Below are 25628 nucleotides of genomic sequence, written 5' to 3'. Positions count from 1 at the left end.
CCCGGGTGCGCGCTGACCCGCTGCCGCGGGTTGGCGGCCCGCGCGGCGCGGTCGCGTCATGCGAGCGTGCGCCTGGTCCAATCGACGCCTGCCGCCGCAGCGGGCCTGCCAAGGTAGTAACCCTGACCGATGTCGCACCCAAGGTCACGCAATGCCCGCAATTGTCCGGGCCGCTCAACTCCCTCGGCGATGGTCGCGGCTCCGAGCGACGAGGCCATGCTCACGATCGCGCTCACGATCGCGTGGGCCGTCTCGTCGACATCCACTGCGGCCACGAATGAAAGGTCGATCTTGACAATGTCGATGGGAAAACCCCCGAGATACGCGAGCGACGATTCGCCGGTACCAAAGTCGTCGAGCGCGACGAGGACGCCCATCTCGCGTGCCGCGCTGAGCACCAGGAGGGCCTCGTCGGTGCGAGCGATGATCGCCGTCTCTGTCACTTCGATGCAGAGCCGATAGCCACTCTCGGCGGCGCCAGCGGCCAGTCGGGTGAGGTCGACGAGGAACGCGGGCTTGCACAGCTCGACGGCCGAGACGTTGATGCTCATCGTGAGCCCCGCGCCGTGCTGGGTCGCCCACTCGCCGAACTGCGCAGCGGACTGCCGGAAGACAGCGCGGCTCACGGCCGCGATGGCGCCGGTGTGTTCGGCCGCGGGGATAAAGACGTCGGGAGCCATGGGTCTTCCGCGGAGGCTCTTCCAGCGACACAGCGCCTCGACCCCAAGAACCCGACCGTCAGTCAGGTCAATGAACGGTTGGTAGTGCACGCGGATGCGACGTTGCCTGACCGCCGCCCTGAGCGCCTGCCCCAACCAGGCGTCGCGCGCAATCACGGCGAACGGCCTCGAAATTTGGCTCGCGAGCCATGCCGTCACAAACCCCACTAGGACGAACACGAGGAGGCGCAAACCCCAATCTCGGAACCCCTGGTGGCCAGACGGCGCGTTCGACGAGGGCATCCACGGGCCCACGGCCAGTCCCGCAACCACGGCCATGACGAGGGCCCCAAGGCGGCCGTGCCTCACCGCGACATACAGGATGGGGACGTAGAGGAGCTGAGTGAGAGGGTTCGGCGCCCCACCCGCAGCCGCCACGGCTGCGGTCACCAGGCCCGTTGCAACGAGGACGAGGATGACGCTCGCCGCGAATCCAGCCCGTGCCCAACTGCGGCCCGCGTCGGTCGCTTCCGTCCCGTCAAGCCACGCGCCCGGTGCTGACCCGCGGGCGCGAACGAGCCTGCGGAGCACGGTCACGATGGGCCCGTAAGGTGCCTGGTGGCTCGCGCCAGACACGTTCTTGCCCCCGGCGTGTGGAGAGCGACTTTGGGCTCTATGTGCCGGTTCGGCCACGGTGTGAGGCTATCCATGATGTGCCGATCGAAGGGTGCTGGAGATCTGTAGTCGAAGCGACACGCGTGGCGCGGGGCCCCCTTGAGCAAAAACGGCCCCCGAAGGGGTCTCCCTATGTTGTGGAGTCTTGGACTAACAAAATCCCATTTGTTATCGAACAGGGCCAATTCCCTGAGCAATAGCCAATCCACTCATAGTGACTCGCGTTTCATACCATGTCAATATGTTGCGGAGTGGCAACAAACCCCGAGTCGCCGTCGACCGCCTCGCCCACACGTTCTGGTGCATCAACCCGAACTCTGGCGACACGGGCGACACGGGCGGCGCGCGGCACCAGCAGGGTCATGCCAAGGTGCGGACAGCCCAATTGACGTCGGCGGCCTCGGCCGGGCGACCGAGGAAGTAGCCCTGGCCGATGTCACAACCGAGTTCCTTGAGCACGCGCAATTGGCTTGGCCTCTCGATGCCCTCGGCGATGGTCGTCGCGCCAAGCGCAGACGCGATGCGCACCACCGCGTTCACGAGCGCACGAGAAGTCGGGTCGGTGTCGACGGTGGCGACGAATGACTGGTCGATCTTGATGATGTCGATGGGAAGACCCGCCAGATATGCCAAGGACGAGTGGCCTGTGCCGAAGTCGTCCAGAGCGATCAGCGCTCCCATTTCTCGCAGGGCGCTCAGCGTCACCAGGGCCCCATGTGGATCCGAAATGATCGCGGTTTCCGTGATCTCAACACACAAGGTGTAGCGACGTAGCTTGGCTTCACCCACGAGGGCCTTCAGACCGTCGAGAAAGTCCGGGTGGCTCAGTTCCAAGGGCGAAACATTGACGCTCATCGTCATGCCGTCGCCGTGGTCGTTCGCCCACTGCTCGGACTGCTCGGTCGCGATGCGCAGCACCTCGCGGCCCACCATCGAGATGGCGCCGGTGCGTTCGGCGGCCGGAATGAAAACGTCCGGAGCCACGGGCCGTTGGCGGCTATCGTTCCAGCGACACAGCGCCTCGACGCCGATGACGCGGCCGTCGGCAAGGTCGACCAACGGTTGATAGTGGACTCGAAGCCGCCGATGCCTTACAGCCGCCCTCAGTCCCCGACCGAGCACCATGTCACGAATGAGCAGTTCCAGAGGCTGGGGACGCTGGTGTGCCAGCCACGAGGCGACCAAGGCAACCACCACAAAGAGCGCAAGGCGCACACCCCAGTCGAGGACGTTCTCATTTCCCGTCGCGGTCTTGGGCGCGGGCATCCAAACTCCGACAACCAGGCCCGACGCGATCGCTGCCGACAGGCCGCCCTTCCAACCGTGACGCGCGGCTGCGTAGAGAATCGGAATGTAGTACAGGTGCGCCAACGGGTTGGGCACCCCCCCAGTGACGAGGACGGCCAAGCTCGCGAGAGCGATGAGCACCAGGATGATTCCGCAACTCACCGCCAGTCCAAAGCGGGCGCCCTTGTTGCCCATCCGTGCAAGGTCGACTCCCCTGCGAGACGCGCCTGGTAGCGCCGCCACGGCAAGGAGGTTCCTTCGCAGGGCCGTCAAAGCGATCCCTTGCGTTCCTGAGTGACACGCAAGAGTGCGGGAAGGACCTCGTGTGGGGCAAGCGCAGCCATGCTGCACCGAGCCCCGCTAAGCACGCCGCGGCAACCGTCCATACTGTTTCTATCGAACGGCACTTGAGCGTTGTGAGTAAGTACGACAAGCGTTTCGGCCGGTCGACGCGAGATGTGGCGCGCTTTCTGCCGAGGCGGATTACGTTCTCTCGAGGAATTCCTCGCGCTCGCCGAGCCACATCGCGATGGCGTCCGCGAGCGCGGGCGAGGAGGCCAAGGTGGGGTCGGAATCGATCAGCGACCGCGCATCGTCTCGGGCCACCGCGAGGAGGTCCGCATCGCGCACCACGCGCAGCAGCCTCAGCGAGTTGCGCCCTCCCGATTGGGCGGCACCGAGCACGTCGCCCTCGCGACGCAACTCCAGGTCCTTCTCGGCAAGGGCGAAGCCATCGCTCGTTTCGGCCACCGCGGTGAGCCTCTCGTAAGACAGGGTTCCGTCCTCGGCGTGGCTCACGAGCAGGCACAAGCCAGGCTTGGTGCTGCGCCCCACGCGTCCCCTGAGTTGGTGCAGTTGCGACAATCCAAAGTGCTCGGCATCGAGGACCACCATGACGGTCGCCTCGGGCACGTCGACACCCACCTCGATCACGGTGGTGGATACGAGCACCGGCGTGCGGCCGTGAGCGAAGGCCTCCATCGCGGCATCCTTTTCGTCCCCGCTCAGCCTGCCGTGCATCACGCCGACGGCAATTCCGGCGAGCGCGGGCAGGCCACGAAGGCGCTCGGCGACCTCGGAGACGGCCTCCAGTGGGCGCTTGGTCGGCTTTGCACCCAGGGTGTCCGCCACGTCGGGAGCGGGCTCCTCGCCCGACGCAGGGTCGTCGCTGGCAGGGTCGTCGCTGGCAGGGTCGTCGCCCGCGTCGTCCTCGGGAACGTCGCCGTCGATGCGCGGGCACACGACGTACGCCCGCCCCCCTGCGTCAACCTCCTCGCGGACCCTGTCCCAGATCCGCGTCATCCACGCCGCGTTGTCGGCGGGCACCACGTGGGTGACCGTGTCGGCCCTTCCCGCGGGCCTCTCGGTGAGTTGGGACGTCTCGAGGTCCCCAAAGACGGTCATCGCGACCGTGCGGGGAATCGGCGTCGCGGTCATCACGAGGGTGTGCGGCACCCGCTCACCGCGAGTCCTCAGGGCATCGCGCTGCTCCACACCAAAGCGGTGCTGCTCGTCGACTACGACGAGCCCCAGCTCGGCAAACTGGACGGTCTCGCTCAGCAGCGCGTGGGTGCCGACGACGATTCCGGCACCGCCCGATGCGGCCTCGCCGAGCGCCTTCCTGCGTGCAAGCGACCCCTGCGAGCCGGTGAGCAGCGTGACCCTCGTCGCGACATCGGCGCCACCCAGCATCCCGCCTTGTGCGAGCGGGCCAAGGAGGTCCCGCAGCGTGCGCTCGTGCTGTGCGGCAAGCACCTCCGTGGGCGCGAGGAGCGCGGCCTGGCCGCCAGCGTCGACCACCCTGAGCATCGCCCTGAGCGCCACGATCGTCTTTCCAGCGCCCACATCACCCTGGAGCAACCGCAACATCGGGGTCTCGCGAGCGAGGTCGACGGCGATCTCCTCCCCCACTCGCAACTGGCCCGCGGTGAGGGGGAAGGGCAGTCGCGTGTCGAAGGCATCGAGCAGCCGTCCGGCCACCCCCACCCGCGATGTCGCCGCATGGGACTGCCTGTCCGCCCTGCGACGAGCAAGGGCGGTCTGCAGCACGAGCGCCTCTTCGTAGCGAAGGCGATGCGTTGCGGCGTCAATCGCGGCTTGGTCGGTGGGAACGTGAACGCCCCTCAGCGCCTCAAGAAGCGTGGGCAACCCGTGAGCCAGCCGCAGGGATTCCGGGATCGGATCTGGAACGTCGGCCTCGGTGAGCGGGTCGAGCACGGTGCGGACGGAGCGCCCGATGCGCCACGTGGGAACCGCTGCAGCCGCGGGGTAGATCGGAATGGGGCGCGAGGCCTCGATCGTCGCCTCGTCGGCGTCTGCGGCATCGACTCCCACGATCAGGTAGTCGGGGTGCACCAGCTGACGCTTGCCCTTGTAAGAACCGACGGTCCCCGTGAACAGGCCCACCCTGCCGGGGCGGAGCTTGTCCTCGTGCATGCGGAGCACCCCGGCGCGCTTTGCGAAAAACGTCAGGGAGAGGCTTTGGCGGCCGTCGGTCACGAGGACCTCGAGCATCGCGCCTCCCCGGGAGCGCATTTGCCGAATCGTTGCGGTGCGGACCTCGGCCATGACCGTGACATGCTCGCCGTCCCGCAACGCGGCCATGTCCGTCAACTCGCCCGGAGCCGAGTGGCGACGCGGATAGTGCCTCACGAGGTCCTCGACGGTCTCGAGTCCCAACTTGTGAAGGGCGCCCGAGGTGCGGGTCCCTAGAACTTTGGCCAGCGACTGACCAAGCGCACCAGTCATGACCTCTCGACGCCGATCAGGACGTCAGGACTTCCATGTCCCCCCTGGTAAATAGCGATATCCGCCGAGGGGCACACGGTCGCTGCGCGTCGCCTGACAACGTCGAGAACCCCGGGAGGGGCATCGTTGCCAAGAACGAGGGTGATCACCTCGACATCGGCGCGCAGGAGCCGGGCAACGTCATCGACAAGCGTGGCGGATGTTGACGACGCGACGTCGCATCGCGCCACGGCAGATCTCATCACCGCCTCGAGTGGCTCTCCAGGCGTCACGGTCGCGCCGGCCGCGACGGCCGCAATCACTTGAGCCTCGTGCTCGGCGGGCAACACCGTCACTCCCACCCCCGACCGATGATTGGCGAGTCCGACTGCGGCGGCACGAAGTTGCGGGTTCCCCGCCGCGATCACGACACCCCTTCCGGTCGCGTCGCGCACGGCCCTACGCAATTCTCGCCTCTTGAGGCGTGCCGGATCGGGGACCACCAGCACGATCGCTCCAGCGTCCGCGAGCGGGGCCGCAAGACCCGGGCTCGATGTGAGCGCGACGACGCCCGTCGCGGCCCTGTCGTGGTCGCGCGAGCCTTCACGGGCATCGCCCAACGAGAGGGAGCTGACCAGGATTTGCCTGGCGTTCCGCTCGATGCCCGCCGTGACGGCGTCGTCTGGCCGGTTCGTGTGAACGTGGGCGTTAACCAGTCCGTGGGCCCCAGTGACGGCGACCGAGTCGCCCAAGTCGGCCAGAGCGGCCGTGAGTTCAGTGAGTGCGCTGCCGCGCGGTGAGCCCTTGACTGGCCGCCTCTGCTCATCCTTAGCGCCGGGGGAACGATCCTCAAGCCTCGCTACGAACATCACTTCATACGCGCCGCCGACGTCCAACTGCTCGTGGTGGACGGGAACGGCGACCACGCCAGCCCCTGTCGAGGCGAGTTCCCACTCGACATAGGCGATCCCCGCGAGCGCGCCTGAGCCGGCAAGCGTCTCGGCCAGCATCTCGAGCTGTAACACCAGACCGGCCGCCCCCGCATCGACCACTCCCGCCTTGCGAGCCGCGGGAAGGTCATCGAGCGTGGCGCGCAGTGCCGAACGAGCGGCGACGACCGCCGCCACGATCACGTCGTTGCGTCCGCCCTTGGCCGCAGCCGCGTCCGCCGCACCGAGCGACGCCGCTTGGGCCACGGACAGCATCGTGCCCTCGACGGGAGCACCGACGGCGGCGTAGGCGGCGTCGGCGGCACTTTGAAGCGCCGACGCGATGGCCGCCGGCTTGGCATCGGTCAGGCCTCCAGCGCTATCGATGGCGGTGAGAAAGGCACTCAGGTATTGCGACACGATGACCCCGGAATTGCCGCGCGCTCCCACCAAAGCCCCACGAGCGAAGGCAGCCACGACCTCACGGTGACTTGCCGTCTGCGGCAACTTGGCCACCGCCCTGTTGCCCTCTTGGAGCGTGAGGTACATATTGGTACCGGTGTCAGCATCGGGCACCGGGAAGACGTTGATCGCGTCGAGCCGCTTCCTCGCACGTTTCACGGCCTGAGCGCCGGAAGCGAGCCAGCGCCGCAGGTCTCGCGATTCGGCGTCGGCCATGAGTCTCCTGTGTTCGCGGCGTACACCCGTGCGGCGCTCGCCTGATTGGCATTCTTGGTTCTAGTCAGATACCCTAATGCGGTTGTCCGGACGCGGACAGGAATCGTGGCGCGACCCCTCAAGGTAACGCGCGCATCAACTCAAGGAGATCTATCGTGGCAGCCAACTGCGACGTTTGCGGCAAGCACCCGTCTTTCGGTAACTCAATCTCGCACTCGCACCGCCGCACGTCGCGACGCTGGAACCCGAACATCCAGCGCGTCCGCGCGGTGGTTGCCGGCACTCCCAAGCGCCTCAACGTGTGCACCTCGTGCCTCAAGGCCGGCAAGGTCACCAGGCACGCGTAAGTCTTTCGGACTCGGCATCGACCGAGTCCCCCGCCTCACGGGCGTCTTCCTTCGGGAGGGCGTCCGTTTGTGCTTTCGAGGGCCGATGCTGGGCGGGCTCGGGAACAGCCCTAGCGCCCCTCCCACCGCGTCCCGTACCGTCCCGGCGCGTACGAGTCCCATCGTGTGGCCCGGCAGTCAGCCGTTGGTTCTGCGCTGCTTCGTCGCCGTGCCAAGCGCGGCCGGTTGTCGGGCAATCTCCGCCGCAAGATGCGCCTCCAACGCAGCAGCCCACCGACTGACCCTCGCCAGAGCGTCGAGCGCCTCCATCAGGTCGCTATCCGACAATTCCGACGGATCCAGGCGCGCAAGATCACTCACCAGGGCACTCGCCCTCGCAATATCCGCGGCTGCGATTTCCATGTCACGAGTCAATCAGGACGTTTCGAAGTCCACCGAGCAGGAACAACACCCTGTGGATAGCCCGCAACGACCCGACCAGAGGACGACACGGGCCGGGACCCGCACCATCAACGCGGCCGAGACGGCGTCAACCGGTACGGATTGAGCCACCACAGACCCAAACCCGGCGAAATCCGGTACGGATTGAGCCACTACGGCTAGAGAACGAGTGGCTCTCCAGCTTCCCAGGCATCGAACGCGCGAACGGCACGGTCCCGACCCACCTCGATCAGGTCCTTGGCGCGGTGGAAGTCGAGCGTTCCGCACGAGTCGAGCGGCACGTTGACGAGCACATCCGGGGGGTAGCCAGCGAGCCGGTATCGCCTGATCGCCTCTTGCATGAGATTGAGCGAGCGGTCGACGACGTCAAGGGTGTTCATCCGGAGCTCATGATGCTCATCCGGCTTGCCGTCTTCACCGCGACCGAAGGCGGGCACCAAGGCTCGCAACGCCGGCTCGATCACCTGCGGGAAGCTGGGGAACTTGATCTTGGGAAACTTGATCCCCGTGAAGACCTCTTCGCGCCCATGGGCGGTCGTCACCGAAGGGCCCGACAAGTTGACGGCGATCAAGGCATCCGCGTGGACGGAGGCGAGCGGCGCGACGGGAACCGGGTTGAGGAGCCCGCCGTCCGCGAGCACCATGCCGTCCTTGGCCAGCGGAGTGAAGACGGTGGGAATCGCGATCGATGCGCGCATCGCGTCGATCATCGGGCCAGACGTGAACCACACCTCACGCTGAGCCACCAGGTCCACCGCCACGGCCGTATAGGGCATGCGCGCGTCCTCGATCGCCATGTCGCCCAGGTGTTCCTTGACCTTCGACATCACCCTTGACGCACGCAACACGCCCGCGCCGCCCAGGCCCGGATCCATGAGGCGCATCACGTCGCGCCTGCCGAGTCCCACCGCCCAGTCTCGATAACTCTCCATCGCGCCGCCCACATAGAGGCCGCCGACGACAGCGCCCATCGACGTTCCGGACACACCGACTATTTCCCAGCCGCGCGCCTGAATCTCCTCGATGACACCGATGTGCGCGTAGCCTCGCGCGCCTCCCGATCCAAGAGCGAGGGCGATGGTCTTGGGCTTGCCCCTGAGGTTGTTGCTCACGCTTCTTCTTCCATGGGGGTCATCTGCATCCGCCAGCCAACGCTCTGGAAACGGCGCCACTCGACAACGGCCGACGTCGGGGCTGGGGCGTCGCGAAGCCACACCGTCTCATCGGGACCCCATCCCGCGATTGCCGACGCCCGGCCGTCCGACACGTCGATGCGCGTCGTCGCCGCCGCGAGGTAACCGGCGATCGTCAGGTGCACGGCGTCCCAATCCGCGGCCATCGCCTGCCAATCGGGAATCACCCATACGTCACTGTGGCCCACCGAGTGATTCCACAAGACTTCCCTGGTAGCGGTGACGTCGAGCGGATACTCCCTGCACAATCGCGCCCAAGCCACGGCGCCGGTGATCTCGTAGGTCTTCTCAGGAGGCGCGCCAACCGGGGTCGCGTCCGCCGCCATCGGCCCGAACGAGTCCTCTTCGAGGTAGAGCCCCACTGGCCCAAACTCCCTCCACGCAGAGGTCGAGTGCGTGAGATACCCGGGCGGATTCGACCACCATGGGCCTCCATACGATTGGCCCTTCTCGCGACGCTTCACCGCCGCGCGTTCCTCGGCCTCGACCGCCTCTCGCCACGCCGCAAGGGCAGCGGCGGGTGCGGGTATCGGTTCCGACCCCAGGCGGTCGTCCTTCCTGTCGAGTACCCACTGTTCTGGCTGGGCGGGCGCCGCCCAAGCTCTCGCGAACGCCGTCTCCGCGACCCGTTCAGCCAGCGCCGTGAGCGCCGCGCGCACCTCTGCGGATGCGAGGACGGCCTCGTTCCCGTCGGAAGGTTGCCACGGCTTTGCATCGTCGACCGTGCGCCCGAGCGCCTCGACCAACGCTGCCGGGCTGACGCTGGGAAGCGGCGCCGCAACAATCGCCTGGGCCATCTCCGCGGGGACAACCGGCCGACGCATCTCACGCTCGGCGTGAACTCTGTGGCGACCGGTACGCACGCGATCGACGAGCCCTCTCACGCCCGGGGTGACGGACGCACTCATGTAGAGCATCGACGATGCCCCCAAGCCCGCGGCTGAGTCGGCACGCATCCTGAGGGTGCGTATTGCGACATCGTCGAACAGGTGCACCAACAGCCCGCGGCCTCGCGGTCCAGCAAGCAGTACGTCGGGATCGAGGGTCACGATTTCGATCCTACGCTCGCCGCGTCACGCCCCGAAGTGATCCCAGCCGAGCGCCTCAGGAACCGCGCCGTCGACCCGAATTCCCTGGTATCCATCCACAACGTCGCCAACAACGGTCCAGCCGTCCGGCAAGAGGGTCCCCGAGGGGAACGTCGCCAACAGGCAGTGGTCCTCTCCCCCGGTCAGCGCCCACGGCAGGGGGTCAACGCCCAAGGCATCGGCCGCCTCTTGAGCGGCGGGGTGCACAGGCACGGCGGCGCTCTCGATCTCGATCCCGACGTCAGAGGCTCGCGCGATGCGCGAGGCGTCACGCAGCAGACCGTCGGACACGTCCATCATCGCCGTGGCTCCGCGCAGCGCGGCCTCAAGGCCCGCCCCAATGACGGGCCGAGGGCGCCGGAACAGGTCAACAGCATCGAGGTCCAATCCCACACCCGCCGTCAGCAGTGCGAACCCGGCAACGGCCGCACCCAGCGGGCCCGACACGGCCACGACATCCCCGGGAGCGGCGGCGCCGCGAGTGACCACCTCAAGCCCGTGTGTCTCGCCCAAGACCGTCACGGAGATGGCGATCTCCGATGCGCCCGACAGATCGCCGCCCACCACTCCCACTCCGTGGGGCTCGCACGCCTCGCGCAGCCCGTCGGCGAAGCCGAGCACCCAGTCGACCTCGGTGTCGCTTGGTGCCGCGAGCGTCACCTGCAGCGCGGTCGGCACGGCACCCATCGCGTCGATATCGACCAGGTTCTGCATTGCCGCCCGCCAGCCAATGTCGGCGGCGGTCGACCAGTCGGTACGGAAGTGCCTGCCCTCGATGAGGACGTCGGAGGAGACCACCAGGTCGCCGTCGATGGACAGCACCGCGGCGTCATCGCCTGGCCCGAGGAGGGTCGCGTCAGACTCGGGAAGCCTGGGGACGAAGAGGGCGAGAATCGCGTCTTCTCCCAACTCACCGATCGTGGTCACGGGCAAAGCCTACGGGGACTGGAGACCTCTGATCGCGCCGCGCGCGTCACCCACCTCACGAGCCGCAACCCTAGGCTGTTGTCATGCCCTCTCTCGGCCGTACGGCGCGCAGCCTGTCTACCGCCGTGCTCTTCTCTGGCGTCGTACTCGTCAGCGTGTCGGCATGCACCGCGCCCGTCGTGATCAACCCTGCGCCCTACGCGGCCGATCCGCAATGCGCATCCGTCATGCTCGGCATCCCCGAGGTGGTCGGTGGACTGTCGCTCAGGCCCACCTCATCTCAAGCGACGGCCGCCTACGGCACGACCGCGATGATCACCGTGCGCTGCGGGGTCGAGCCTCCCGGTCCCTCTACAGATCGCTGCGTGGCAATCGATACCCCTTCGGCGTCTCAAGACTGGCTCGTGACCGAGACCGACACGTCGTGGATCGCGGTGGCGTTTGGCCGCTCCCCCGCCACCGAGGTCGTCATCCCCAAGATCAGGGCCGACAAGGCGGTGAGCGAGGTGCTGGCGCAACTCAGCCCTGCCGCCTCTCTGGCGAAGCCGAATGGGCTGCAGTGCCTCTAGACGCCTCCCGGCGCTAGCGAAGCCCCAGGGGCCTGTGCAGGGCCGCTTGAAGCAACTCGTCAACCAGGTCGGGGTACGTCAGGCCCGCGGAGGCCCACATGCGCGGGTACATGCTCGTGGGCGTGAAGCCGGGCATGGTGTTGATCTCGTTCACGGTGATGGTGCCGTCTTCCGCATAGAACACGTCGACGCGGGCGATTCCCTCGGCCGACACCGCCGCGAAGGCACGCGCCGCGAGGTCCCTGATGCGCGAGGCATCGGCGACCGGGATCTGCGCGGGGCAATCGAGCCGGACGGCGCCGGCGTCAAAGTATTTCGCCTCAAAGTCGTAGAAGTCGTGGTCTCCGCCGGTGACAATCTCGCCAGGAGGCGAGGTGCGCACGCCGTCGCGCGCACCGAGGACCGCGGTCTCGATCTCGCGTCCCACGATTGCGGACTCGATGAGCACCTTGGGATCGTGCTTCACGGCATCCGCTAGCGCGGCATCCAGCTCGTCCCATGATTCGACGCGGGAGATGCCCATGCTTGAGCCCGCGCGCGCCGGCTTGACGAAAACCGGTAGCCCGAGCGCCTCGATCTGCGCGCGGCGCGACTCGGCGGTCTCGCCGGGGCCAAGCACGACGTCGGGCGCCACGGGAAGCCCCGCGGCCCTGAACGCGGCCTTCATGAATTGCTTATCCATGCCCACGGCCGACGCGAGAACTCCCGCGCCCACATAGCGGACGTCGAGCAGCTCAAGGGCGCCCTGAATGGTTCCGTCCTCGCCCCACGGACCGTGGAGCACAGGGAAGGCCACATCTACGAGGGCCAACGGAGTGACGGTGCCGCCCGTCTCGACGCTCCACTGGCGGTCCCCCGCGACCGCGGGAAGCAAGACGCGCCTCTCCGTGGGCTCGACGTGACGCATCTGACCGTCGCTCAGCGCCCATTCCGCAGGGTTGTCACTCTGGACAGTCCACGAACCATCGCGGCCGATGCCCACGGCAAGGACGTCCCAGCGGTCGCGATCGATCGCGCCAAGCACTCCTCCCGCGGTGGTGCACGAGACCTCATGCTCCGACGACCTGCCACCAAAGAGCACCGCGACGGTGCCGCGCGTCGTCATTCGCCCTCCGCCTTGCGTGGCCTCGCCAAAAGCGCGCCGAGAACCGCCTCTTTGGGCTCACCCGCGTGAAGCATCGCCACGACCGCATCGCAAATGGGAACGTCGACGCCGTGCGCCCTGGCAAGCTCCTGGATTGATTGAGAGGTAGTGACGCCCTCGGCCGTTCCACCCGTGGTCGCAATGGCGTCGACGAGGGAGGAGCCACGACCAATGTGGGCGCCAAGGGTGTGGTTGCGGGATAGCGGAGACGCGCACGTCGCGATCAGATCGCCCATGCCCGCCAGCCCCGAGAAGGTGTCCGGCTTCGCGTCGAGGGCGAGACCGAGTCGAGTAATTTCGGCAAGACCCCTCGTCATGACCGTCGCCGTCGTGTTGTGCCCAAAACCCATTCCGTCTGCGATTCCAACGGCCACGGCGATGATGTTCTTGTACGCACCGCTCAACTCGACGCCCATGACGTCGGTGTTCGTGTAGGGGCGGAAGTAACCGGAAGCCGTGGCGCGGGCGACGACCTCGGCCGTGGCCTCGAACTCGGAAGCGACAACCGTGGCGGTGGGCTGCTTGCGCGCGATTTCTTTGGCCAGGTTGGGCCCGGACACCACGGCGATGCGCGCGGTGTCCACGAGCCACGCCTCGCCAAGAACCTGGCTCATGCGCTGGTGGCTCCCACGCTCGATGCCCTTCATGAGGGACACCACGACCGCATCGGGCGCCAGCGCGCCTGCAAATGGCGACACGATCGAGCGCACGTACTGAGAGGGCAGCGCGACCGCGACGAGTTGCGCGCCGTCGAGCGCCGATGCCGCGTCCACCGTCGCCCGCACGGAGTCGGGGAGGCTGATGCCGGGCAGGAAGCGGGAATTCTGACCCGTCCCGTTGACCTCTTCCGCAACGCCCTCGTCACGCCCCCACAGCGACACCTCGCAACCGGCATCGGCAAGCACTGCCGCGAATGTCGTTCCCCACGCTCCCGAACCGAAGACCGCCGCGCGCATCAGGCCTTGTGCTTTCGCATGTCGTAGCGCTCGGCGGGAGCCTGCTCGCCGCGCATCTCCTCGACCATCACGGTGAGGGTGTCCATGATGCGCTTGCTGGCCTCGCGCAACTTTTCGTTGTCGAGCGGCTTCTCGCGCAGGTCATCGAGGTAGATCGCGGGACCCGCCTTGATCGTCACCATCTTGCGAGGAAAGGGGTGCACGCGCTTGCTGTAGTGGCCGAGCAGTTTGTGGGCGCCCCACTGCGCCACGGGGACCACGGGAACTCCCGTTTCCAGCGCCATGCGCGCGGCGCCCGTGCGTGCCATCATCGGCCACAGGTCGGGGTCCCTCGTCAGCGTCCCCTCAGGGAAGATCGCGATGACGTCGCCCGCGCGCAGCACCTTCATGCCCGTGTCGACCGCGTCCTTCGCCCGCACCGTGCCGCGGTGCACGGGGATCTGGTCCGTCTTGGTCAAAATCCAGCCGATGACCGGCAACGAAAACAGGGGGGACTTGCCCAAGAAGTGCGGGGGGTAGCCGGAGTTGTATAGGAAGTGCGCGAGAGTGAGCGGGTCCGCATACGTCACGTGGTTCGATACGGCGATGAATCCGCCCTCGGCCGGCATGTCGTCCTGCCCGTGCCAGTCCTTGCGAGTGACGCACCATAAGACGCCGCGAATGAGGCCCGCAACGGCGCGGTAGATCAGTGAGCTCGTCGAGCGTAAAGGAATGCGACGCGCCACGATTACGAGCCCTCGACGCGCGCGCCGAGCGCGGTCAGCTTGTTTCGGAAGCCCTCGTAGCCACGATCGATGATGCCGATTCCGGAGACCGTGGAGGTTCCCTCCGCCGTCAGCGCGGCAATAAGGTGCGAGAAGCCGCCGCGCAGGTCGGGGACATCGATGTCGGCGGCCTGCAGTGGGGTCGGCCCGCTGATGACGGCAGAGTGCTTGAAGTTGCGCTGACCAAACCGGCACTTCTTGTCGCCCAGGCACTCCCTGTAGAGCTGGACGTTGGCACCCATCTTGACGAGGGCATCGGTAAAGCCAAAGCGGTTCTCGTACACCGTCTCATGAACGATGCTGAGGCCCTTGGCCTGCGTGAGCGCCACGACGAGAGGCTGCTGCCAGTCCGTCATGAAGCCGGGGTGCACGTCCGTCTGCAGCGCGATCGACCTGAGGTCCTTGCCAGGGTGGAAGAAGCGAATGCCATCGTTCACCACCTCAAACTCGCCGCCGACCTTGCGAAACACGTTGAGGAACATGCCCATGTGACGCTGCTGGGCGCCGTGGACAAAGATGTCGCCCTTCGTCGCGAGCGCGGCGGCCGCCCATGAACCCACCTCGATGCGGTCGGTCAGCGAGCGGTGGTCGTAACCGCGCAGCTCCTTGACGCCCTCGATTGTCAGGGAACGATCGGTGTCCACCGAGATGATCGCGCCCATCTTTTGGAGCGTATCGATGAGGTCCTTGATCTCTGGCTCGACTGCGGCATTGTGAAGGGTGGTCACTCCCTCCGCGAGGACGGCGGTGAGAAGCAACTGCTCGGTGGCGCCCACCGAGGGGTACGGCAACTCGTATTTGATGCCCTTGAGCCCGTTCTTGGCGGTGAGGTACAGGCCGTCGGGCCCCTCGGAAACCGTCGCTCCGAACTTGGTTAGGATGTCGAGGTGGAAATCGATGGGCCTGTCGCCGATGCGGCAACCACCCAGGTCGGGGATGACCGCCTCGCCGAGTCGGTGCAGCAACGGGCCGCACAGGAGGATCGGGATGCGAGAGGAGCCCGCGTGCTCGGCGATCTGGACGGCATCGGCCGACGTCAGGGTGCTCGTGTCCATCGCCAGATCGCCGGACTCGACGTTGTAATCGACCGCGACGCCGTGCAGGCGCAATAGTGCAGACACGACATTGACGTCACGAATCTCAGGAACATTGCGCAGAGTCGAGGGAGTGGAGCCGAGAAGTGCGGCCACCATGGCCTTTGACACGAAGTTCTTGGCGCCTCGAACGGCAATCTCGCCGGTGAGGGGCTTCCCGCCCGTGATGCGGATGTTGTCGCTCATGGCTCTATCGTGCCCTATCCGGGCCCGCTAACCCGTCGCGGGCCTGCGGGAGCGGCGCCAGAACGTGATGCCATCTCTAAACTCACGCTATGACCCCACGCGCAGTGTTCGCAGGACTGGCAACGCTCGACATCGTCCAGCTCGTCGAACGGTTGCCGCACCCCGACGAGAAGGTGGCGGCGCTCGACTTCCTGGTCGCCGCGGGCGGGCCTGCGGCAAACGCCGCAGTGGCGTTCGCTCACTGCGGCGGCGAGGCCCTGCTCGTCACCGCGCTCCCGGCACACACGATGTCCCCGTTGATTGAGCAGGACCTGAACACCCACGGCGTCGACGTGTCGGTGGCGGCCGCCTACGACGGCGCCCCGATTACCGCGTCGATCATGGTGACCCGGGCGACGGGCGAGCGCGCCGTCGTGTCGCCGACGGGCACCGCCACGAACGCCAACCCCGGGCCGACTGCGCTGCCCGACCTCGACGGCGTCGGTGCAAGTCAAGTCGGTGCAAGTCAAGTCGGAGCGGTCATGCTCGACGGCTACTTTCGCGCAATCGGCCTGCCCCTGGCGAGTGCGGCCCGCGAGCGCGGGATCCCCGTGATTCTCGATGCCGGTAGCCACAAGCACTACACCGACGAGGTCGTGGCCGCCGTCGATGTCGCCGTCGTCTCCCAAGACTTTGCCCCGCCTGGCACTGACGGCGCCCCCGGTGCCGTCTTCACCTACCTACGCGGCCTCGGAGTCACGCACGCGGCCATCACCAGGGGCGGGCGCGAGATCCTCTACGTCACGCCGTCGGGCACCGGCTCGGTCCCCGTCGGTCGCGTCGAGGTCGTTGACACCCTGGGCGCGGGCGACTTCTTCCACGGAGCGCTCACGTATCGCATCGCGTCCTTGGGACTAGACGACGCGAGATTCGCCGAGGACCTCGCGTACGCCGCGCGCGTGGCGGGCGAGTCGCTGGGCTCCTTTGGTACGAGGGCTTGGCTCGCGGGCGGCAACCTCGACGACCGTAGCGGCGTCTAGGTCAGTCGCCACTGTCCGCCGGCGTCGCTGAGAAGCCCGTCCGCGCGGGCCGCCGTCTGCTCGATGAGGGCCGCATTAGCCGCGTCGACCCTGTCGGTCCATGCCTCGGCATCGGCCCTCGTCCTGCCGCCCGTCATGTGGCGGTCGACGAGGCGCGGCCGCACCGTGTCCCACGCCGCATCGATGAACCACAGCGCGTCGAGTTGTCCTCGCACGCGAAACCACTCGGGGCCGGGAAGGCCCAGGTAGTTGCCCTCCGTGACCACGACGGCACACGTGGCCGGCACCACGATGCGACCGGGGACTGCCTCGTGGAGCGACCGGTCGTATCCGGGGGCCTCGACCACACCCACACCCTCGCGAAGCCGCGCGAGCAGCGCCGTATAACCCACGGCATCGAAGGTCTCCGGGGCACCCTTGACCTCGGTCAGGCCGCGCCGGTCCAGCTCGGCGTTGCTCAGGTGGAATCCATCCATCGGGATGTACGCCGCGTCGATGGGCGAGGGACCGGAGCCGAGCTGCTCCACCAAGGCGTGGGCCAGCGTCGACTTTCCCGATCCGGGGAGCCCCGCCAGCCCCACGATCACCCGGCCTGGGGCGCGCATGCCGTGTGACGACCGGCTGCGCGCCGCCATGAGGCGAAGAACGCCAGCGGGATCGGACGGACGGTCGACGGAGGCGGGCACCCTCGCATCCTAGGAGGCGTGCGCCAACCACCGTCCGCGTCGCGTCAGGCTCGCGTACCGCCCAAGGTGCGCTCCGAACCCATTCTGGAGTCGAAACGCCGAATCTGTCCCCGCTGAGCATTCCTCAGCCGGCGCGTCTCGCCCCATTTTGGTTCGTAGCGTCGTGTGCGCGGGCTGCGGAGCGGCGGAAGGCGCAGGCGCGCCACCTACCCGTTATGAGGAGTGTGCCAACCACCGTCCGCGTCGCGTCAGGCTCGCGTACCGCCAACCCAGCGTCGCGGCCCTCGCCGCGTTCAGCGCGAGGAACGCGGCCCACAGCCACGCGTTCGCGAAGTGGCCCGTGACGATCGACAGGATCACGATCGGCGCAAAGACGCCGAGCACGCTCAAGGCCATCGACATCAGCATGTCGCGAGCGCGTCCCGTCCCCAGGAACACGCCGTCGAGCATCCATGCCGCGCCCGACACGAGGGGCAGCGCCGCGGCAGCCCACCACGTGTGGCGCGCGGCCTCGGTCACGCCCGGCAGGTTCGTGAGCGCGGCGAGGATCGGGTCTCGCCCCAGCCAGAACACCAGGGTCAGGAGGGTCGCGATCACGCCTCCCGCAATCGACGACGCGGCAAACGCGCGATGGAAGCCGGGCACGTCACTCGCGCCGATACGCTCGGCGCTCATCGACTCGGCCGCCGTCGCGTAACCATCGAGGGCGTAGGACGCGAGGTACATCATTTGCAGCAGTATCGCGTTCGCGGCGAGCACGTCATCGCCGAAGCGGGAGCCCATCGACGCCACGACTGTGATCGCTCCCACGAGCAGCGCGGAGCGGGCCACCAGGCTCGAGTTCATGACCAGGAGTGCGCGCCAACCCGTGCGCAGGTGCCGGCCGCGCCAGTGCAGCAACTGAGCCCAGCGCTCGGGTCCTAGCGCGCGCCGCAGGAGCAGGACCGCCAGGGCCGCGCCCAGCCATTCGGCGCCGAAGGTCGCCCACGCCGCTCCCCTGGCTCCCTCGCCAAGAACGCCGACGGCGACGAGGTCTCCCACCACATTCGCTCCCGCGACGGTCGCCGCGATGTACAACGGCGTGCGCGTGTCTTGGGCGCCGATGAAGTACCCGACGATCGCGAGCGTCACCAGCACGCCCGGAATCGACAGCCCCCGAATGAGCGCATAGTCGGCGGCAACCGGGCCAGCGGCGGCGCCGTGCGAGAGCACCCGCACGATCACGGGGATCAGCAGCCATTGGAGCGCAAGCCAGGCGGCGCCCATGGCCGCCGCCATCGCGAGGGCCCGCTGGAGGTGGCCCACGGCGTCGGTCGGCTTGTCCGCGCCCAGTGCCCTGCCCACTAGGGACGTCGTTCCAGGACGCAGGAATGCGAAGGCCCAGAACACCGTGGAGATCACGGCCGCGCCGAGCCCCACCGCGCCCAGGTTCACGGCATTGGAGAAGTGGCCGAGCATCGCCGTGTCGATGAGCCCGACGACGGGCACGGCGACGTTCGACGCGATAGCGGGCAGGGCGAGCGCGCGGGCACGACGATGCGGAAGTGCGGCCAGATGCTCGCGCGGTGACGAGCCCACCGAACTAGCTGACGGGACGGGCGGCGACGATCTCCTGCTTGGGCTCCGTCTTGGCGGGCAACGTCTTGGGGCGCCACGCCTCGCGCGTGCCCTCGAACGCCGTGATGTCTTCCTCGTGCTTGAGGGTCAGGCCGATGTCGTCGAGCCCCTCCATGAGGCGCCAGCGCACGTAGTCGTCGATCTCGAACGGCACGGTGACCTCGCCGCACATGACGGTCTTGTCCTCGAGCGACACCGTCACCTCGCGGCCGGGCTCGGACTCGAGCACCTTCCACAGGAGTTCGACGTTCTCTTGGGTGACGATGCCGGTGAGTAGGCCCTGCTTGCCCGAGTTGCCACGGAAGATGTCCGCAAAGCGCGAGGCGAGGATCACCTTGAAGCCGTAGTCCTTGAGCGCCCAGACGGCGTGCTCGCGCGAGGAACCGGTGCCGAAGTCGGGACCGGCCACCAGCACGGAACCGTGCGTGTACGCGTCCTGATTGAGGATGAACTCGGGGTCGCCACGCCACGCCGCGAAGAGCGCGTCCTCGAAGCCCGTGCGCGTCACGCGCTTGAGGTAGACGGCGGGGATGATCTGGTCAGTGTCGACGTTGGAGCGGCGCAGCGGGACGCCGACGCCGGTGTGGGTGGTGAACTTCTCCATGGCGTTTTCTCCTTACACCAACGCCGCGGGGGCGTTGTCGAGGTCGTCAAGACTGGACAGGGTCCCGCGGATCGCGGTCGCGGCGGCAACGAGGGGCGACACGAGGTGCGTGCGGCCACCCTTTCCTTGGCGACCCTCAAAGTTGCGGTTCGAGGTCGAGGCGCTGCGCTCTTGAGGCTTGAGCTGGTCTGGGTTCATACCGAGGCACATCGAGCATCCCGCGTTGCGCCACTCGGCGCCGAAGTCGAGAAAGACCTTGTCGAGGCCCTCGGCCTCTGCCTGCAGGCGAACGCGTGCGGAGCCGGGGACCACCAAGAATCTCGTGTTCGGCGCCTTGGTGCGGCCCTTGACGATCTCGGCCGCTGCGCGGAGGTCCTCGATGCGTCCGTTCGTGCACGAGCCAAGGAACACCGTGTCGATCGCGAGGTCACGCAGCGGCGTTCCTGGCGTCAGACCCATGTACACGAGGGCGTTGGCGGCCGCGGTCTTGTCCTGCTCGTCGGCGAAGTCATCGGGGCTGGGCACGTTCGCGCTGAGCGGCAGGCCCTGGCCGGGGTTGGTTCCCCACGTGACGAAGGGCTCGAGGTCGGAGGCGTTGAGTTCAACCTCGGTGTCGAACACGGCGTCATCGTCGGTCACGAGCGTCTTCCAGTACTCGACGGCCGCGTCCCAATCCGCGCCCTCGGGTGCGTGCGGGCGTCCCTTGACGTACGCGAACGTCGTCTCGTCGGGGGCGATCAAGCCGGCACGGGCGCCCGCCTCGATCGACATGTTGCAGATCGTCATGCGCGCTTCCATCGACAGCGCCTTGATCGCGTCGCCGCGGTATTCGAGCACATAGCCCTGGCCGCCGCCGGTGCCGATCTTGGCGATCACGGCAAGGATGATGTCCTTGGCCGTGCTGCCCCTGGGGAGCGTGCCGCCGACGTTGATGGCCATGGTCTTGAACTTGCCGAGCGGCAGCGTCTGCGTGGCGAGAACGTGCTCCACCTCGGAGGTGCCGATGCCGAAGGCGAGGGCACCGAAGGCGCCGTGCGTCGACGTGTGGGAATCGCCGCACACCACCGTCATGCCTGGCATGGTGAGGCCAAGCTGCGGGCCCACGACATGGACGACGCCCTGGTCGGCGTCGCCCAGCGAGTGGATGCGCACGCCGAACTCCTTGGCGTTGTCGCGCAGCGTCTGGATCTGGATCCGGCTCGTCTCGTCCGCGATCGGCAGATCGATGTCGAGCGTCGGCGTGTTGTGGTCCTCGGTCGCGATCGTGAGGTCCGGGCGGCGAACGCCGCGCCCCGCGATGCGGAGACCCTCGAACGCCTGGGCGCTCGTGACCTCGTGACACATGTGGAGGTCGATGTAGATGAGGTCGGGTGCTCCGTCCTGGCCTTCGGTGACCAGGTGGTCATTCCACAACTTCTCGGCGAGGGTTGTTCCCATGTGTTTCTCCTTCGCGGCGGTCTCGACATCTCACGATGCGAGACGGTAGTATCGCTCTATGGATAATCATAGCGGTGTTGGCGTCATTGACAAGGCCTCGGCCATCCTCGACGCGCTCGAACACGGCCCCGCCACGCTGGCCGAACTTGTCGAGACCACTCACCTCGCACGCCCGACGGTTCACCGTATCGCCGTTGCCCTCGAGTACCACCACCTCGTCGGCCGCGACCCCTCGGGCGCCTTCATACTCGGCCGCCGCTTCAGCCAACTTGCGGCCACCGTCGGCGAGGACCGCCTCGTCTCCGCCGCACAACCCGTACTCACCGTCTTGCGAGACCGCACCGGGGAGTCGAGCCAGCTCTACCGAAGGCACGGAGCCGTGCGCATCTGCATGGCGGCCGCGGACAGGCCCGTGGGCCTGCGCGACTCGATCCCCGTGGGCACCACGATGACGATGCAGGCCGGATCGGCCGCGCAGATCCTGATCGCGTGGGCCGAGCCGGACGTGATGCACGCGGCGCTCGCGGGGGCACGTTTCACCGCCGCGGACCTGGCAAAGGTACGCAAGCACGGCTACGCGGAGAGCGCCGGCGAAAGAGAGTCGGGGGTGAGCTCGGTATCGGCTCCCGTATGGGGAACCGCGGGCAGCGTGATCGCGGCGGTATCCATCTCGGGGCCCATCGAGCGGCTCACTCCTCATCCGGCGGCGGCGCATGCGCATGCCGTGGTCGAGGCCGCACAACAACTCTCCGAGGTGCTGCGCCGCTCCGAGCGTTAAAAAAGTGTCGGGGAGGCTCAGGCGCGCAACAATGAGGGGTCACGTCCGCACCACGCGGACTCCTCATACTCGGACGGGTCAATGAACGCTCTTGTCGTCTACGAATCCCTGTGGGGAAACACCGCAGCAATCGCTCATGCCATTGCGGAGGGCATCGGGCCCAATACGAGGGTCGCGCACACGGGCGAGATCGATCCTGCGGAGGCCGCAACGGTCGACCTCCTTGTCGTGGGCGCGCCCGTCCACGCATTCGGGCTGCCCACGAGCGGCACCAAGGCGTCGGTGGCCACGCGCCGCGTCGCGCCAGGCGACCTCGAGCCCGAGCTGGACCAGCCGCCGGTGCGCGATTGGCTCGCACGCATTCAATCGGGCACCGGAATCGCGGCGGCGTTCGACACGCGCGTTCGTGGACCCCTCGGCAGGGGCGGCGCGAGCAAGATCGAGAAGTTGCTGGAGTCAAAGGGCTTCAGAGTTGCTCACGTCTCGCAAGGGTTCCTCATCGCCAACGAGAAGAACCCCAAGTCGGCCGCAAGCATGTTGCGGGAGGGTGAAATCGAGCGCGCCCGCCAATGGGGCGCCGAACTCGCGGTGCTCGCCCTGTAGCCGCGTGCCCCCTGAACGCACACCTCAAGGTGTGCGAGTGCTTTGATATCAGGGTGGATTCCCTCGACTACCTGCGGCTACTTCCAAAGACCGAACTTCACTGCCACTTCGTGTCGACGATGTCGGCCGCACGCCTGATCGCTCTCGCCGAACGCGAGGGCGTCGCGCTGCCACCGACGTCCTCACCACCGGTGCGGACCTTGAGCGGGTCGCCTACGACGGGGTGAGGGCCGCAGTCGCCGATGGCGCCCTCAGATACCGCGAATACGCAATCAACCCCCAGTACTTCGCCCCCAAGGGATTCACCTATCGACAATTGCTCGACCCGATCATCTCCGGGCTGCGCGCGGCCGAGGCCGACCTGGGAGTGGGATTCCGCCTCATCATCGGCATCAATCGCCGTGATAGCGCCGCCGATGCCGTCGAATTGGTCCGCACGATGATCGCCAATCCGTACCCCGAGGTCGCGGCTCTCGGTCAAGACGACCTCACCCCAGAACTCACCGAAGACCCCGGACGATTTGCCGATGCCTACGCGCTCGCCCACCGGGCGGGCTTCAAGACGACGGCACACGCGGGCGAGCGCCCCGTCGACGGCGCGGGAAACGTCAGGGTGGCCATGGACGTGCTGAACGTCGACAGGATCGACCACGGCTACATGATTGTCGAGGACGCGGAACTCACGGCTCGCGCCAGGGACAACCAGATTCCATTCGCATGCACTCCCGTGTCGACGACGATCTGTTCGGGATGGCCCCTCGACCCCTCGCACCGGATCGCGCGCATGGTCCGCGAGGGCCTCAACGTCAGCTTCTCCACCGACGATGCCGTCTTCTTCCGGACCAGCCTGGCGCGCGAGTTCCAAGAGGCGCCGCCCGCACTCGGCCTCGGACTCGACGAGGCGCGCGCCATTGCGCTCGCGGGCGTCACCGGAGCCTTCTGCGACGACGACACAAAGGCGGCGCTTCGAGCCCGCTTCCTCGGCGAGATCACGGCGCTCGACGCGGCGCTTCGCGGCTGAGAGAAGGCGGCCACTGGACCTTGGTCCCGCGCCGATGCGGCACGCTCCGGCTACACCTTGGGTGTGGTCGCAATGGTGGTCTTCGAGTCTCTTTGGGGGAACACTGCCGCCGTGGCGAGAGCCATCGCAGAAAGCATCGGCCCTGGTACTAGGGTGGGAAGCACTCAAGAGATCACACCAGACGTTGCGGCATCCGCCACCCTTCTTGTCGTCGGCGCACCCGTGCATGCGATGACTCTGCCCACCGTGCGTTCACTCGATAGCGTGGGCGCACATCCCATCGGGCCGGGAGAGGTTCCTGCTGAGGTCGGCCATCCGCTCATGAGGGACTGGGTCGCCGAATTGCCATACAGCGACGCGCCGGCAGCCGCATTCGACACCCGAATTTCGGGACTGGTCGGCCGCGGTGGCGTGAGTGCCCTAGAGCGGCTTCTCAAGGCGCGCGGACGCCGGCTCATCGACCGGGGAGCCGGTTTCGTGGTCATCAATCGACGGGAAATCCACCAGACGGCGAGTCTGTTGCGCGAGGGAGAACTTGCCAGAGCGTCGGCGTGGGGCGCCCGCCTAGCGACACTGCGCTAGGGCTCGCCTAGCCTGTCCTGGTGAGCAACCCTTCCCCCATCGTCGTCTTCGATGGCGAGTGCGCCCTGTGCAATGGCTTCGTGGCGTGGCTCATCCGCCACGATGCCCGCGGCCATTTCCTCATTGCCGGTTCGGCGGGCGACGTGGGTGCCGCCGTTGTTGCCGCGGCCGGGCTTGACTCCCGGATCACCGCATCGACCCTGCTCGTGTGGGACGGGACCGCCCACGTGCGTTCGGGAGCGATCATTGCGGTGGCCAGGGGATTGCCGTGGCCGTGGCGCGTGGTCGCGGGCATTCGCGTTGTTCCCCGCTTCCTGCGCGATGCGGCCTATCGATATGTCGCCTCCCGACGCCCCAGAATGCGCGCGGAGGATCCCGCTTGCGGAGTTCCGCCCGCCGACCTCGTGGCGCTGTGGAGATCGCGTCTCGCGTCAATCGGGGACGTGCGAGCCTGACGTTCCCCTCGTGACGCGTCCCGGCCACAGTGGGGCGTCGGCATGCGTGCTGACCCTTGCGTTTCTTGGCAGGCACGAACCCCGCAGCCGACGCCAACCTCTTTGTGACGGGCCCGGCCGCGGGCTTCGTTGGCGCGGCGAAGCCGCGTCAGACACGACCGCGGTGAGTACCGCCTAGGGCTTCCTGCCGTGAGCCGATGCCGTCGGGTTCGCCTCGCTACCGGGCGCAGCAGCCGGGTTCGCCTCGCTACCGGGCGCAGCAGCCGGATTCGCCTCGCTACCGGGCGCAGCAGCCGGGTTCGCGTCGCTACCGAGCGCAGCAGTCGGGTTCGCGTCGCTACCGAGCGCAGCAGTCGGGTTCGCGTCGCTACCGGGCGCAGCAGTCGGGTTAGCGTCCACGTTGGCGTTGGCGTTCGCGCTGCTGTTCGCGCTGCCGTTCGCCTTGGCATTTGCTTTGCCGTTCGCCTTGGCATTCGCTGTGCCGTTCGCCTTCGCGTTCGCGGCGATCTCCTTCGCGTGTTGGCTCACCTGCGCCCCAAAGTCCGCGCCTCGCGTCTGCTGCGACATCCACGCCAGCATGCTGGACACCTGCGCACGAACGTCGTTGCCTGAAGACTGTGATTTCGCTGCAATCACCGCACGCTCGAGGGCCACCGCCGCCGCGTGTTGCCCGTCCGCGTTAAGCGCCTTGGTGCTTAGCGCGACCGCGCCTGCCACATCGCCTCGGCTGGCAAGAACTTTGGACTCCTGCAAACGCTCGCTCGTGCCGCCGTTCAGGATTCCCACCGATTCGAGCGCCTTGTCCACACCATAAAGGGCATCGCCAGGCGCGGCCTGGTTTGCAGCTGCGGCTCCCGCCACGCCAAAGACAGAGACAGCAGCCACCGCGACTGCCGCGACAGCCCGACGACGCCAAGGTGACCCGCGACGCACGTGAGGCGCAGAGGTGGGCGGGGGTACCGCAGCGGCAAACTGAGCGGCGTGTGCGGAAATGACTTCTGTGTTTGGCTCCATGATGAGGGCCTCCTTCATGTGCGAGAGCGCACGTTGAACCGCGACGAGTTCCGGGTCAACTGGAACTCGACCGCTGACTGCGGCATCCGCGTCGCGCTCTGCAAAGGGTGGGTTGTTTTCCATTTCACCCCTGTCATCGCCGTGCGGT

Annotated in this window: 26 protein-coding genes; 9 read left to right on the top strand and 17 right to left on the bottom strand. The window is 67.3% G+C overall.

Annotation, left to right across the window (positions count from 1 at the left end; translation table 11 throughout):
• Positions 1-56: 56 nt before the first annotated feature.
• The 4 genes from BKA03_RS05230 to BKA03_RS05215 form a co-directional block, all read right to left on the bottom strand.
• Complete coding sequence (locus BKA03_RS05230; RefSeq protein ID WP_179397710.1) at positions 57-1352, bottom strand: EAL domain-containing protein; 1296 nt, start codon at positions 1350-1352, stop codon at positions 57-59.
• Positions 1353-1694: 342 nt separating this feature from the next.
• Positions 1695-2864, bottom strand: a complete 1170-nt coding sequence (locus tag BKA03_RS05225) for an EAL domain-containing protein (protein WP_062075909.1) — start codon at positions 2862-2864, stop codon at positions 1695-1697.
• A 240-nt stretch (positions 2865-3104) separates the two neighbouring features.
• A complete protein-coding gene (locus tag BKA03_RS05220; RefSeq protein ID WP_062075908.1) occupies positions 3105-5369 on the bottom strand; it encodes an ATP-dependent DNA helicase RecG in 2265 nt (754 codons plus the stop codon).
• Positions 5366-6955 (bottom strand): DAK2 domain-containing protein, encoded by a 1590-nt coding sequence (locus BKA03_RS05215; RefSeq protein WP_062075907.1) that lies wholly within the window; start codon positions 6953-6955, stop codon positions 5366-5368. The genes BKA03_RS05220 and BKA03_RS05215 overlap by 4 nt, the downstream gene beginning before the upstream one ends.
• Before the next feature lie 155 nt (positions 6956-7110).
• Between BKA03_RS05215 and rpmB the strand changes: the two genes are divergently transcribed.
• Complete coding sequence (rpmB, locus tag BKA03_RS05210; RefSeq protein WP_062075906.1) at positions 7111-7302, top strand: 50S ribosomal protein L28; 192 nt, start codon at positions 7111-7113, stop codon at positions 7300-7302.
• Positions 7303-7479: 177 nt separating this feature from the next.
• On the opposite strand, the gene BKA03_RS05205 is transcribed toward rpmB, so the two are convergent.
• From BKA03_RS05205 to BKA03_RS05190, 4 genes are all read right to left on the bottom strand, one after another.
• Positions 7480-7704, bottom strand: a complete 225-nt coding sequence (locus BKA03_RS05205; protein WP_062075905.1) for a hypothetical protein — start codon at positions 7702-7704, stop codon at positions 7480-7482.
• A 197-nt stretch (positions 7705-7901) separates the two neighbouring features.
• Positions 7902-8855 carry a patatin-like phospholipase family protein gene (locus BKA03_RS05200; protein WP_062075904.1) on the bottom strand — a complete coding sequence of 318 codons (954 nt, stop codon included), beginning with the start codon at positions 8853-8855 and terminating at the stop codon, positions 7902-7904.
• Positions 8852-9985, bottom strand: coding sequence for a hypothetical protein (locus tag BKA03_RS05195; protein WP_062075903.1), 1134 nt, complete (start codon positions 9983-9985; stop codon positions 8852-8854). The genes BKA03_RS05200 and BKA03_RS05195 overlap by 4 nt, the downstream gene beginning before the upstream one ends.
• 24 nt (positions 9986-10009) lie before the next feature.
• A complete protein-coding gene (locus BKA03_RS05190) occupies positions 10010-10951 on the bottom strand; it encodes a thiamine-phosphate kinase (RefSeq protein WP_083971955.1) in 942 nt (313 codons plus the stop codon).
• 83 nt (positions 10952-11034) lie between these two features.
• Here BKA03_RS05190 and BKA03_RS05185 point away from each other — a divergent pair, with 83 nt between their 5' ends.
• On the top strand, positions 11035-11520 hold the full coding sequence (locus tag BKA03_RS05185; protein ID WP_062075902.1) for a DUF3515 family protein: 486 nt from the start codon (positions 11035-11037) through the stop codon (positions 11518-11520).
• A 13-nt stretch (positions 11521-11533) separates the two neighbouring features.
• Here BKA03_RS05185 and BKA03_RS05180 read toward each other — a convergent pair whose 3' ends face one another.
• Genes BKA03_RS05180 through murA form a run of 4 tightly spaced genes read right to left on the bottom strand, consistent with a single transcriptional unit; the run spans position 11534 to position 15664 of the window.
• Entirely contained in the window at positions 11534-12625 is a 1092-nt protein-coding gene (locus BKA03_RS05180; RefSeq protein ID WP_062075901.1) for a D-alanine--D-alanine ligase family protein, read from the bottom strand.
• Positions 12622-13620 (bottom strand): NAD(P)H-dependent glycerol-3-phosphate dehydrogenase, encoded by a 999-nt coding sequence (locus tag BKA03_RS05175; protein ID WP_062075900.1) that lies wholly within the window; start codon positions 13618-13620, stop codon positions 12622-12624. Before BKA03_RS05175 ends, BKA03_RS05180 begins: the two co-directional genes overlap by 4 nt.
• The gene (locus tag BKA03_RS05170; protein WP_238579463.1) at positions 13620-14345 is read right to left on the bottom strand and encodes a lysophospholipid acyltransferase family protein; all 726 of its coding nucleotides are present in this window, start codon (positions 14343-14345) and stop codon (positions 13620-13622) included. Before BKA03_RS05170 ends, BKA03_RS05175 begins: the two co-directional genes overlap by 1 nt.
• A 2-nt stretch (positions 14346-14347) precedes the next feature.
• The gene (gene murA / locus BKA03_RS05165) at positions 14348-15664 is read right to left on the bottom strand and encodes a UDP-N-acetylglucosamine 1-carboxyvinyltransferase (RefSeq protein WP_062075899.1); all 1317 of its coding nucleotides are present in this window, start codon (positions 15662-15664) and stop codon (positions 14348-14350) included.
• Positions 15665-15753: 89 nt separating this feature from the next.
• On the opposite strand from murA, the gene BKA03_RS05160 reads away from it, so the two are divergent.
• Positions 15754-16683 (top strand): PfkB family carbohydrate kinase, encoded by a 930-nt coding sequence (locus BKA03_RS05160; RefSeq protein WP_062075898.1) that lies wholly within the window; start codon positions 15754-15756, stop codon positions 16681-16683.
• Here BKA03_RS05160 and BKA03_RS05155 read toward each other — a convergent pair.
• From BKA03_RS05155 to leuC, 4 genes are all read right to left on the bottom strand, one after another.
• Positions 16680-17369 (bottom strand): nucleoside/nucleotide kinase family protein, encoded by a 690-nt coding sequence (locus tag BKA03_RS05155; RefSeq protein ID WP_238579462.1) that lies wholly within the window; start codon positions 17367-17369, stop codon positions 16680-16682. The two genes, BKA03_RS05160 and BKA03_RS05155, sit on opposite strands and share 4 nt — an antisense overlap.
• Before the next feature lie 213 nt (positions 17370-17582).
• Positions 17583-18947: an MATE family efflux transporter gene (locus BKA03_RS05150; RefSeq protein ID WP_062075897.1), complete on the bottom strand. Its 1365-nt coding sequence runs from the start codon at positions 18945-18947 to the stop codon at positions 17583-17585.
• Between the two features lie 4 nt (positions 18948-18951).
• Positions 18952-19590: a 3-isopropylmalate dehydratase small subunit gene (gene leuD / locus BKA03_RS05145; protein WP_062075896.1), complete on the bottom strand. Its 639-nt coding sequence runs from the start codon at positions 19588-19590 to the stop codon at positions 18952-18954.
• A gap of 12 nt (positions 19591-19602) precedes the next feature.
• A complete protein-coding gene (gene leuC, locus BKA03_RS05140; RefSeq protein WP_062075895.1) occupies positions 19603-21027 on the bottom strand; it encodes a 3-isopropylmalate dehydratase large subunit in 1425 nt (474 codons plus the stop codon).
• A gap of 58 nt (positions 21028-21085) precedes the next feature.
• Between leuC and BKA03_RS05135 the strand changes: the two genes are divergently transcribed.
• The 6 genes from BKA03_RS05135 (at position 21086) to BKA03_RS05115 (ending at position 24466) form a co-directional block, all read left to right on the top strand.
• Positions 21086-21805, top strand: coding sequence for an IclR family transcriptional regulator (locus BKA03_RS05135; protein ID WP_062075894.1), 720 nt, complete (start codon positions 21086-21088; stop codon positions 21803-21805).
• An 81-nt stretch (positions 21806-21886) separates the two neighbouring features.
• On the top strand, positions 21887-22408 hold the full coding sequence (locus BKA03_RS05130) for a flavodoxin family protein (RefSeq protein ID WP_062075893.1): 522 nt from the start codon (positions 21887-21889) through the stop codon (positions 22406-22408).
• 53 nt (positions 22409-22461) lie between these two features.
• On the top strand, positions 22462-22635 hold the full coding sequence (locus tag BKA03_RS15695; RefSeq protein WP_238579461.1) for a hypothetical protein: 174 nt from the start codon (positions 22462-22464) through the stop codon (positions 22633-22635).
• Positions 22632-23429 carry an adenosine deaminase family protein gene (locus BKA03_RS05125; protein WP_062075892.1) on the top strand — a complete coding sequence of 266 codons (798 nt, stop codon included), beginning with the start codon at positions 22632-22634 and terminating at the stop codon, positions 23427-23429. Before BKA03_RS15695 ends, BKA03_RS05125 begins: the two co-directional genes overlap by 4 nt.
• Positions 23430-23540: 111 nt before the next feature.
• Positions 23541-24011: a hypothetical protein gene (locus tag BKA03_RS05120; protein WP_152649618.1), complete on the top strand. Its 471-nt coding sequence runs from the start codon at positions 23541-23543 to the stop codon at positions 24009-24011.
• A 20-nt stretch (positions 24012-24031) separates the two neighbouring features.
• On the top strand, positions 24032-24466 hold the full coding sequence (locus BKA03_RS05115) for a thiol-disulfide oxidoreductase DCC family protein (protein ID WP_062075890.1): 435 nt from the start codon (positions 24032-24034) through the stop codon (positions 24464-24466).
• A 174-nt stretch (positions 24467-24640) separates the two neighbouring features.
• On the opposite strand, the gene BKA03_RS05110 is transcribed toward BKA03_RS05115, so the two are convergent.
• Positions 24641-25603: a hypothetical protein gene (locus BKA03_RS05110; RefSeq protein WP_062075889.1), complete on the bottom strand. Its 963-nt coding sequence runs from the start codon at positions 25601-25603 to the stop codon at positions 24641-24643.
• Positions 25604-25628: the final 25 nt, after the last annotated feature.

The sequence above is a fragment of the Demequina lutea genome (assembly GCF_013409005.1).
In the GTDB taxonomy this organism is placed as follows: Bacteria; Actinomycetota; Actinomycetes; order Actinomycetales; family Demequinaceae; genus Demequina; species Demequina lutea.
Note: the sequence above shows the minus strand (reverse complement) of the source record. Positions and strands in the feature narration are given on the sequence as shown.

Excerpts from the sequence above, each read along its gene's own strand:
- BKA03_RS05205 (WP_062075905.1), bottom strand. The coding sequence starts at position 7,704 with ATGGAAATCGCAGCCGCGGATATTGCGAGGGCGAGTGCCCTGGTGAGT.
- BKA03_RS05130 (WP_062075893.1), top strand. The coding sequence starts at position 21,887 with ATGAACGCTCTTGTCGTCTACGAATCCCTGTGGGGAAACACCGCAGCA.
- BKA03_RS05135 (WP_062075894.1), top strand. The coding sequence starts at position 21,086 with ATGGATAATCATAGCGGTGTTGGCGTCATTGACAAGGCCTCGGCCATC.
- BKA03_RS05185 (WP_062075902.1), top strand. The coding sequence starts at position 11,035 with ATGCCCTCTCTCGGCCGTACGGCGCGCAGCCTGTCTACCGCCGTGCTC.
- BKA03_RS05160 (WP_062075898.1), top strand. The coding sequence starts at position 15,754 with ATGACCCCACGCGCAGTGTTCGCAGGACTGGCAACGCTCGACATCGTC.
- BKA03_RS05110 (WP_062075889.1), bottom strand. The coding sequence starts at position 25,603 with ATGGAAAACAACCCACCCTTTGCAGAGCGCGACGCGGATGCCGCAGTC.
- leuD (WP_062075896.1), bottom strand. The coding sequence starts at position 19,590 with ATGGAGAAGTTCACCACCCACACCGGCGTCGGCGTCCCGCTGCGCCGC.
- BKA03_RS05220 (WP_062075908.1), bottom strand. The coding sequence starts at position 5,369 with ATGACTGGTGCGCTTGGTCAGTCGCTGGCCAAAGTTCTAGGGACCCGC.
- BKA03_RS05215 (WP_062075907.1), bottom strand. The coding sequence starts at position 6,955 with ATGGCCGACGCCGAATCGCGAGACCTGCGGCGCTGGCTCGCTTCCGGC.
- BKA03_RS05175 (WP_062075900.1), bottom strand. The coding sequence starts at position 13,620 with ATGCGCGCGGCGGTCTTCGGTTCGGGAGCGTGGGGAACGACATTCGCG.
- leuC (WP_062075895.1), bottom strand. The coding sequence starts at position 21,027 with ATGGGAACAACCCTCGCCGAGAAGTTGTGGAATGACCACCTGGTCACC.
- murA (WP_062075899.1), bottom strand. The coding sequence starts at position 15,664 with ATGAGCGACAACATCCGCATCACGGGCGGGAAGCCCCTCACCGGCGAG.
- BKA03_RS05180 (WP_062075901.1), bottom strand. The coding sequence starts at position 12,625 with ATGACGACGCGCGGCACCGTCGCGGTGCTCTTTGGTGGCAGGTCGTCG.